The organism is Clostridium sp. (assembly GCF_051650885.1).
Taxonomy (GTDB): Bacteria; Bacillota; Clostridia; order Clostridiales; family Clostridiaceae; genus Clostridium.
The window spans coordinates 1-10,133 of record NZ_JBOFRG010000310.1 but is presented as its reverse complement, the minus strand read 5'-3'; the positions used below and the strand labels follow the sequence as shown (position 1 = coordinate 10,133).

10 protein-coding genes and 1 pseudogene are annotated in these 10,133 nt (G+C 28.5%); all 11 read left to right on the top strand.

Annotation, left to right across the window (positions count from 1 at the left end; all coding sequences use genetic code 11):
- The coding region (gene tgt, locus ACRC28_RS14865) for a tRNA guanosine(34) transglycosylase Tgt (protein ID WP_438544219.1) at positions 1 to 733 on the top strand (733 nt) is incomplete at its 5' end.
- 80 nt (positions 734 to 813) lie between these two features.
- The gene (gene yajC, locus ACRC28_RS14860; RefSeq protein WP_438544218.1) at positions 814 to 1,095 is read left to right on the top strand and encodes a preprotein translocase subunit YajC; all 282 of its coding nucleotides are present in this window, start codon (positions 814 to 816) and stop codon (positions 1,093 to 1,095) included.
- Positions 1,096 to 1,386: 291 nt separating this feature from the next.
- On the top strand, positions 1,387 to 2,667 hold the full coding sequence (secD, locus tag ACRC28_RS14855) for a protein translocase subunit SecD (protein WP_438544217.1): 1,281 nt from the start codon (positions 1,387 to 1,389) through the stop codon (positions 2,665 to 2,667).
- Positions 2,660 to 3,562, top strand: coding sequence for a protein translocase subunit SecF (gene secF / locus ACRC28_RS14850; RefSeq protein WP_438544216.1), 903 nt, complete (start codon positions 2,660 to 2,662; stop codon positions 3,560 to 3,562). The genes secD and secF overlap by 8 nt, the downstream gene beginning before the upstream one ends.
- A gap of 131 nt (positions 3,563 to 3,693) precedes the next feature.
- Entirely contained in the window at positions 3,694 to 4,560 is an 867-nt protein-coding gene (locus ACRC28_RS14845; RefSeq protein WP_438544215.1) for a DHH family phosphoesterase, read from the top strand.
- Positions 4,561 to 4,563: 3 nt separating this feature from the next.
- Complete coding sequence (locus ACRC28_RS14840) at positions 4,564 to 5,082, top strand: adenine phosphoribosyltransferase (protein WP_438544214.1); 519 nt, start codon at positions 4,564 to 4,566, stop codon at positions 5,080 to 5,082.
- 122 nt (positions 5,083 to 5,204) lie between these two features.
- Positions 5,205 to 7,385, top strand: coding sequence for a RelA/SpoT family protein (locus ACRC28_RS14835; RefSeq protein ID WP_438544213.1), 2,181 nt, complete (start codon positions 5,205 to 5,207; stop codon positions 7,383 to 7,385).
- Positions 7,386 to 7,403: 18 nt separating this feature from the next.
- The gene (dtd, locus tag ACRC28_RS14830; protein ID WP_438544212.1) at positions 7,404 to 7,850 is read left to right on the top strand and encodes a D-aminoacyl-tRNA deacylase; all 447 of its coding nucleotides are present in this window, start codon (positions 7,404 to 7,406) and stop codon (positions 7,848 to 7,850) included.
- A gap of 14 nt (positions 7,851 to 7,864) precedes the next feature.
- Positions 7,865 to 8,467, top strand: coding sequence for an MBL fold metallo-hydrolase (locus tag ACRC28_RS14825; RefSeq protein WP_438544211.1), 603 nt, complete (start codon positions 7,865 to 7,867; stop codon positions 8,465 to 8,467).
- Between the two features lie 9 nt (positions 8,468 to 8,476).
- On the top strand, positions 8,477 to 9,904 hold the full coding sequence (locus ACRC28_RS14820) for a coproporphyrinogen III oxidase (protein ID WP_438544210.1): 1,428 nt from the start codon (positions 8,477 to 8,479) through the stop codon (positions 9,902 to 9,904).
- 12 nt (positions 9,905 to 9,916) lie between these two features.
- A pseudogene (locus ACRC28_RS14815) lies at positions 9,917 to 10,133 on the top strand (histidine--tRNA ligase); the annotation flags it as partial.

The following is a 10,133-nucleotide window of genomic DNA, read 5'->3' as shown; positions in this document are numbered from 1 at the left end:
TAATTTAGCATCTACAATAGCTATGGCATTTGATGAGTGTATCCCAATACCATCAACAAGAGAGTATGTTGAAAAATCAGTAGATAGAACAACAAGATGGCTTAAAAGATGTAAAACTGAAATGGATAGATTAAATTCACTGCCAGATACTATAAATAAAGAACAAATGTTATTTGGAATAAACCAAGGGGCAACATTTAAAGATATTAGAATAGCACATGCAGAGGAAATTAAAAAATTAGATTTAGATGGATATGCTATAGGTGGTCTTGCAGTAGGGGAAACTCATGAAGAGATGTATGAAACTATTGATGCAGTAGTTCCACATTTACCAGAAGATAAGCCAATATATTTAATGGGAGTAGGAACACCGGAAAATATTTTAGAAGCTGTAGAGCGTGGAGTAGATTTCTTTGACTGTGTACTACCAGCAAGAAATGGAAGACATGGGCAAGTATTTACTAAGGATGGAAAGATAAACTTAATGAATGCTAAATTTGAATTTGATGAAAGACCAATAGATGAAGGGTGTCAATGTCCAGCTTGTAAAAATTATACAAGAGGATATATAAGACATTTATTTAAAGCAAAAGAAATGCTAGCTATGAGACTTACAGTACTTCATAATTTATATTTCTACAATAAATTAATGGAAGATATAAGAGAAGCGATTGATAATGATTCATTTAAAGAATTTAAAGCGGCTAAATTACAAGCTTGGAATAAAAAATAGATTTGACAAATAAAAACAAAAAAAGTAGACTATTCTTTAAAGAGTTAAACTTATAGAAAAATGAATGGAGAGGATTTTAGATGCACGGAATACTTTTAAACATAATACCAATAGTAGTAATATTTGCGCTATTCTGGTTTATGATACTTTTACCAGAAAAGAAAAGAAAGAAAAAATATGGAGATATGATGAGCTCATTAAATGTTAATGACGAAGTTATGACTAGAGGTGGAATTATTGGGAAAATAATTCAAATGGATGAGCAACATGCTATAATAGAAACTGCAGGAAAAACAAGACTTAAGATATTAAGAAATGCCATAGCAGAAAAGATACAAAAAGGAACAGATAAAGAAATGTAAATTTCTTTATGTGATAAAAATAAACTTAGTGGTTGAACTGCTAAGTTTATTTTTTTACATTTAGTAACGAAAAAATTAAAAATATTTTAATTATAAATATTTAATATTAAAAACATATAAAAAATATCATAAAACTGTCATTTTCTTTATAAATTAAAAATGTTATGATATAATCAAAATGGATTAATATGAGAACAACTATCTCTATTTTATAAAATGAAAATTATAGAATAATATGTTAGTTAGTTGGAGAAAATATGAATTGATAAAAAATGACAAAGGGGGATGAAGATGAAGTCCAAAGGTAAAAGATCGGCTAAAGGTAAAAGTTCAGCTATATTTATAATATGTACTTTAGCAATCATTATTCTGGCTTTTGTATGCTTCAAAGGAGTTACAATAGGCGGATGGCAGGTTAAATCTTTTAACCAAACAATAACTAGAGGTCTTGATCTACAAGGTGGAGTTTCAGTGCTTCTTCAAATAGAAGAACCGGAAGTAAGCCATGAAGATTTAGAAAAGACTAAAGATTTAATAGCTCTTAGAGTTAATAAGTTAGGTGTTGCTGAAACAGTAGTAACAACAGAAGGAAGCAACAGAATATTAGTTAGTATTCCAGGAAAGTATGATTCACAATCAATTGTAAAAACATTAAGTCAAACAGGAAACTTAACTTTTGTAGGACCAGATGGAAAAACAATCTTAACTGGAAAGGATGTTGAAAAAGCATCAGCACAAATTGACCAACAAACAAATCAACCAGTTGTATCTTTAAAGTTTACAAATGAGGGAACTAAAGCATTTGCAGCAGCAACAGGGAAATTTATTGGTCAAAAAATAGCAATAAAAATGGATAATGACACATTAACTGATCCAACTGTTCAAAGTCAAATAAATGATGGGGCAGCAGTAATAACAGGAAGTGGAACTATTCAAGAAGCACAAAATTTAGCAGGACTTATAAATTCAGGAGCATTACCAGTTCCAATTAAAGCAGTCTCACAACAAACAATAGGAGCTCAACTTGGAGGTTCAGCATTACCATCAGCAGTAAAAGCAGGTGTTATAGGAGTAGGATTAGTATTCTTATTTATGATACTTTATTATAGAGTGCCAGGTGTTATAGCATGTATTGCATTAACACTTTACATTACATTAGTATTGTTAGCTTTTGTTGAGATAGGTGTAACATTAACTCTTCCAGGAATAGCAGGACTACTCTTAACCATAGGTATGGCAGTTGATGCAAATGTCTTGATTTTTGAAAGAACAAAAGAAGAACTTTCAAGAGGGATAAGTCCAAGTGCAGCAATTAAAAGAGGATATAAAAATGCTATGTCTTCAATAGTAGATTCAAATATGACTACTATAATAGCAGCTTTAATTCTATATTTCTTTGGTTCAGGTTCAGTAAAAGGATTTGCAATAACTTTAATGATTGGTATTGTAATTAGTTTATTTACTGGATTATTAGTAACTAAATTCTTCTTAGATTTAGGTTATGAAATGGGAATCTTAAGAAAATTAGGTGCATTTAGAGTTAAGAAGAAGGAGGTAAAAGAAAATGCTTAAAATAATTGACAAATGGAAATTGTGGTTTTCTTTATCTCTAATCGTAATAGTAGTTGGAATTGGATTTGGAATTGCTCATAAAGGATTAAATTTTGGAATAGATTTTAAAGGTGGAACACAAGTTATATTTAACTTAGGTGATGGATATAATAAAGCACAAGCTGATAAAATAGTTTCAGAATATGTAAATGATGCAAGTACAAATACTGTAAATAACAATGAATATGAAATAAAATCAGCAAAGCTTACATCAGCAGAAGTAAATGAAATTTATGCTAAATTCAAAACAGAATTTAAAGTTGGAGATAATGCATTAGTATCTCAAAGTGAGATAGGTGCAGCTATTGGAAATGAAATGACTTATAAATCAATAGCAGCATTATTGATTTCATTCTTATGTATGTTGGTTTATATTGCAATAAGATTTGAATTTAAATTTGGAGTTGCAGCATTAATTGCATTAGTTCATGATATAGCTATAACAGTAAGTGTGTATGCTATATTTGATATAACAGTAAACTCACCATTTATAGCAGCAATTCTTACAGTTGTAGGATACTCTATGAATGATACAATAGTTATATTTGATAGAATAAGAGAAAATTCAAAATATATTAAGAGAAGTTCATCAAGAGAAGTTGCAAATAGAAGTGTAACTCAAACGATGTCAAGATCTATAAATACTACACTTACTACGCTTATAACAATAGTAGCGGTAACAATATTTGTTCCAAGTGTACGTGATTTTTCATTCCCTCTTATTATAGGGATAGCATCAGGAGCTTATTCATCAATCTTTATAGCTTCACCAGTATGGGTAATGCTTAAAGATAGATCAATTAAAAAAGGTAAAACAAAGCCTAAGAAAAAAGTGGATGCTGAAATCTTACCTTAGAAAAGAGACAAAAAAGTCTTAAAATTTAAATTTTAAGACTTTTTTTCTATTTTTAGAATAAATATTTGTAAAATCTTATGTTTTCACTTATAATATTATTGTTTTCTAATTTTGTAGAGGAGAGAATAAGTATGCGAAAGTTTTGGGAGAGCATATATTGCCGAAACTATATAACAGGATATAATCCTTTTATATTAAAAGATATGAATAAGGCCATAGAAACTCTTAGAGAAGCTATTAATAATAGAAGAAAAATAGTTATATATGGGATAAATACTGTAGACTGCATTTGTGCAATTGCTTCCTTAAGCTTAGTACTAAAATACTTAAATGCAGATGTAGAATATATAATTCATGATGATGAAAGAAAAAATGATAAAATAGATAAAGAAGATATAAAAGAAAAAGTTGATTTTCTTGGTGCAGATTTATTGATTACCCTTGGAATAGATATAATCTCTTTAGAAATTGCAGATTTTTGTAAAAGTTTAAATATTGATTTAATAGTTTTAGAAAATTGTGAAACAGATTTAAAAAGAAATTATACATATGTTAATCCAAGTCAAAAAATTTGTCAGTATAGATACAAAGATATTTCTATGTCTATCTTAACATTTAAGCTTATGCAAGGAATTGCCATATACTATAATATGAAAAGTATAAATAAATATTTAGACTTAATTTTTATTGGTACAAGGTGGTATAATAAAGGCATAGAAGATTTATCAAGTGAGTATATTATTATTTTAAAAGAAGGAAGAAAAATTTTAGACAATACAAACAATATTGGGTTAAAATCGATTATACAGTATACAGGTGCTAAAGAAGAAATTATAAAAATTGAGGAAATTATAGGGTTTATAACACCAACTATAAGTGCAGTTGGAAAAATTAATAATGGAAGAATTATATTAGAACTTCTAACTACAAGAGATGAAGATAGAGCAACTCAGATAGTGAAGTATTTACATAATATCAATAAATTAGGGGAGGAATAAAAAATGAATTTAAAAGATAAAATAGAAATAATAGAAAATTTTCCAAAGGAAGGAATAAGCTTTAAGGATATAACTACATTAATTGCAGATGGTGAGGGCTTAAGAGCATCAGTAGATAAAATAGTAGAACATTTAAAAGATAAAAACGTAGATTTAGTTGTAGGTCCAGAAGCAAGAGGATTTATATTTGGAGTTCCAGTAGCGTACGCTTTAGGAGCAGGATTTGTTCCAGTAAGAAAGCCAGGTAAATTACCAGGAGAAACAGTAAGTGTAGAATATGCATTAGAATATGGAACTGATACATTACAAATTCATAAAAATGCAATTAAAAAAGGACAAAGAGTTGCAATTGTTGATGACCTTTTAGCAACAGGAGGAACAATTGAAGCAGTTGCAAAACTTGTAGAAATTGCAGGTGGAGAAGTTGTATCTATGGACTTTGTAATAGAATTAACAGAACTTCATGGAAAAGATAAATTAGAAAAATATGATGTTATGTCATTAGTTAAATATGATATTTAACTTATTGAAAATATACATTATATAAGATATAATGATAGTTAAGAGTATGGCTGGTTTTATTAACCAGCCTTTGATTTTAAATTTTTCTAATTGAAATTATATTTAAGGGAGCGAATCCTATCATGATAGATAAGTTAATTAAAGAAATAAATAAAAATTGTCATAATGTTGATATTGACAGAATTGTTGAAGGGTTTAGATTAGCGGAAAAAGCTCATGAAAATCAATTGAGAGTTTCAGGAGAGCCATATATAACTCATCCAATTGATGTTGCAATTATACTTGCTAAGCTAGGTATGGATACAGATACTATTTTAGCGGGGCTTCTTCATGATGTTGTTGAAGATACAGATTGTACATATGAAGAAATAAAAGAACAATTTGGAATAGAAGTTGCAAACTTAGTTGATGGGGTAACTAAACTAGGAAAAATAAAATATAAAACTAAAGAAGAACAACAAGCAGATAATGTTAGAAAAATGCTTCTTGCAATGGCAAAAGATATTAGAGTTATAATTATAAAACTTGCAGATAGACTTCATAATATGAGAACGCTTAAATACATGTCTAAAGAAAAAAGAAAGATAAAAGCAAAAGAAACTTTAGAAATTTATGCACCCCTTGCACATAGACTAGGAATGTCTAAAATAAAGTGGGAACTTGAAGATATATCTTTTAGATATTTACATGAAGAAGAGTATTATGATTTAGTTTCAAAAATTGCAGAAAAAAGAGTTGAAAGAGAAGAGTACATTTCTTCAATTGTTGAAGACTTAGGAAAAAACTTAGAAAATGCAGGAATTGATGCAGATATTGATGGAAGGCCAAAACATTTTTATTCGATTTATAGAAAAATGGTTAAAAAGAATAAAAATATAGAGCAAATTTTTGATTTAACAGCAATTAGAGTATTGGTAAATTCAGTAAAGGATTGTTATGGTGTTCTTGGTATAGTTCATACTATATACAAACCTATTCCAGGAAGATTTAAAGACTATATAGCAATGCCAAAGCCTAATATGTACCAATCATTACATACAACAGTAATTGGTCCACAAGGAAAAACTTTTGAGATTCAAATTAGAACTTTTGAAATGCATAAGACAGCAGAATACGGAATAGCTGCACATTGGAAGTATAAAGAGGGTTCAGAAGAAAATAAAGAAATGAATTTTGAAACAAAGCTTGCATGGCTTAGAGATATGCTAGAGTGGCAAAAAGAGACGGCAGATGCTGAAGAATTCATGGAAGGCTTCAAAATAGATTTGTTTTCAGATGAAGTATTTGTTTTTACACCAAAAGGAGTAGTTATAAATTTACCAAGTGAATCAACGCCAATTGATTTCGCATATAGAATACACACGGATATAGGAAATAGATGTATAGGTGCAAAGGTAAATGGTAAAATAGTTCCTCTTGACTATAAGTTTAAAACAGGTGAAATTGTAGAAATAATAACATCAAAGATTGCACATGGACCTAAGATGGATTGGCTTAATATTGCAAAAAGCAATCAAGCAAAAAGTAAAATACGACAATGGTTTAAACGTGTAAAAAGAGAAGAAAATATTTCAAATGGAAGAGAAACGTTAGAAAAAGAATTTAGAAAGTTAAATATTCCATTTACATTAATAAATAAGGCTATAAATAGTGAAAAATTACAAAAAAAATATAATATTCATACAACTGATGAACTTTATGGTGGGATTGGAATTGGAATAATAAATGCTAATTCTTTTTCAAATAAAGTTAAAGAAGAATTTATTAAAGTTCAAGAAAAGCAAACTAAAGAAACAGTAGAAAAAAATATAGAAGAACATATATCAAAAAATAGTACTAAAGCAGAATCGAAAGATTACGGAGTTACAGTAAAGGGACTTAGTAATATTATGGTGAGGTTTGCAAAATGTTGTAATCCCGTTCCAGGAGATGAGGTTCTTGGATATATTACAAAAGGTAGGGGAGTTTCTGTTCATAGAAAAGATTGCTCAAATATAAAAGCACTTTTAGAAAGTGAGCCAGAAAAAATATTAGAAGCAAGTTTTGGTGAGGATAAAAAATCTGCATATATAGCAGAAGTTCAAATAAAAGCAGAAGATAGGCTTGGAATTTTATCAGATTTAATGGTAATAATTAATGAGTCAGGTCTTATATTAACATCGTTAAATGCAAATTCAGCAAAAGCAAATGTTGCATTTATAAATTTGAAAGTAAAAATTAAATCAATAGATCAATTAAAAGAACTTATAAAGAAAATGAGGCATATATCTGGAGTGATAGATGTTTATAGAATGAATAGTTAGTGAAAGAGGGCATAAGCTATGAGAGCGGTAGTACAAAGAGTTTCAAAATCAAGTGTTTCTATAGATGGTGAAATTGTAGGAGAAATAGGAAAAGGCTTAAATATTTTAGTTGGAATAAAAGAAGATGATACTTTAGAAGATTTAAAATATATAAAAGACAAGATGTTAAACTTGAGAATTTTTGAAGATGAGATGGGCAAAATGAATTATTCTGTAAAAGATATTAAGGGCGAAGTTTTGATAATATCTCAATTTACTCTTTATGGTGATTGTAGAAAAGGTAGAAGACCAAGTTTTTCTACAGCAATGACACCTAGTAAAGCAGAAATTTTGTATGAAGAATTCTTAAAAATGGTAAGGGAAGAAATCTACATTCAATGTGGAAAATTTGGTGCAGATATGAAGGTTTCTATAAATAATGATGGACCAGTAACTCTTTTACTAGAAAGTAGCAAAGAATTTTAAGGAGGCGTTTTAATATGCAAATAGAAAAAATAATAACAGGATTATATGAGGAAAATACCTATTTATTAATAGATGAAAACACAAAGTTTTGTGCAATTGTTGATCCAGGAGATGAAGAAGAGAGAATAATTGAAAAAATTGAAAATTTACAAATAAATCCTAAGTTCATTATACTTACACATGCTCATTTTGATCATGTTGGTGCAGTAGAGGCATTAATGAAAAAATATAATATTCCTTTTTATATGCATAAGAATGAAGAAGAGTATGTAGAAAAAGATAGCACTGTATTTGGGAACTTGAAAAAAGCTGATAAGTTTGTAAATGAAGGTGATGAAATAGCTTTAGGAAATACAGTGATAAAGGTTATTCATACGCCAGGACATACAAAAGGTGGAGTATGTTATTTAGCAGATAACAAACTTATATCAGGAGATACATTATTTAATGGTTCAGTAGGAAGAGCGGATTTTCCAGGTGGAAATATGAGTGAACTATTAAGTGGAATAAATGAAAAATTATTTACTTTAGATTCAAATATTGAAGTTTATCCAGGACATGGACCAAAGACAACTATTGGATATGAAAAAAACAATAATCCATTTTTCCGAATGTAAGGAGATAAAATGAAGATAAAATTAAATGAATTAAAATATAGAATTGATGTATATAATATATTTAATATTTATTTTCCTTTAGAGATATTAGAGTTTGTATCAGAAGAAGAAAAGGCAGACTATACTGTTACTATATCTTCTTCTGAGATTATAGTTGAAGAAGAAAATTTAAAATTTAAAAAAGAAATTACTGAAGATTTAAAGTGGACTTTGAAGAAATTTTTATTTGAAATTTTAAAAGAAAAAACTAAAAAAAATTATCCATGGGGAATATTAGTAGGAATAAGACCATCTAAGATAGCATTAAAGCTTTTAAAAGAAGGTAAAACTGAAAATGAAATAATAGAAATATTTAAAGAAAATTATTTAGCTAGAGAAGATAAGGCAAGGCTATGTATAGAAGTTGCTAAAAGAGAGGAAGAATTCGTAGAAAGTGAAAAGGATGAAATTTCTGTTTATATAGGAATGGCTTTTTGCCCTACTAGGTGTGTTTATTGTTCATTTTCTGCAAATCCAATTAAAAGTAACAAGTCCTTAGTAAATCCTTATTTAGACGCGTTAAGGAAAGAAATAAAAGAGCTTGGAAAGTATATAGATGAAAAAAAGCTAAAAATTAAAACTGTATACTTTGGTGGAGGAACTCCAACATCAGTATCAAATGAAGAGTTTGAAAAAATTATGAGTGAAATATATAATTCATTTGTAAGTAAAGAAAGTGTAATAGAATTTACCGTGGAATGTGGAAGACCAGATTCTATTACAAAAGAAAAATTAATGTCTATGAAAAAGTATAAAGTAGATAGAATAAGTATAAATCCACAAACTATGAATGATAAAACTTTATCCTTAATTGGAAGAGGACATGATTCGAAATCTGTAATACAAGCATTTAATTTAGCTAGAAGTTTGAAATTTGATAACATAAATATGGATATGATAATTGGGCTTCCAACAGAAGGTGTGGAAGAGGTACGACATACGGTAAGAGAAATTAAAAAGCTAAAGCCAGATAATTTAACTATTCATGGATTATCTTTAAAGAGAGGATCTATTATGCATGAAAAGTTTCTTCTTAAAAAAGGAATAGATGTTAAAGAACAAGAAGAAATTTTAGAAATGTTTAAAGAAAGTGAAAATTTAGCAGAAAATTTAAATTTAGAACCATATTATATGTATAGACAAAAAAATATGGTTGGAAATATGGAGAACTTAGGGTATTCTAAGAAGGGTGCAGAATGCATATACAATATTCAAATGATTGAAGAGAGACAAACAATCTTAGCATTAGGTGCAGATGGTGTTTCTAAAATTATAGATTATACTAATAAAAATAAACTTATTAGATATGCAAATGTTAAAGATGTTAGAGAATATGTAAAAAGAATTGATGAAATGATAGCAAAAAAGAAAAATATTTTAGATGCTATTTATGAATAAGGAGGAGTAAAGATGGAAATACAAGCACCAAAAGGTACCAAAGATATGCTTCCACAAGATGCATATAAGTGGCACTATGTTGAAAATATATTTAGAGAAATATCAAAGAATTTTGGTATTAAAGAAATAAGAACACCTGCATTTGAACATACAGAGTTATTCTTAAGAGGTGTTGGAGAAACTACTGATATAGTTCAAAAGGAAATGTATACTTTTAAAGATAAAGGTG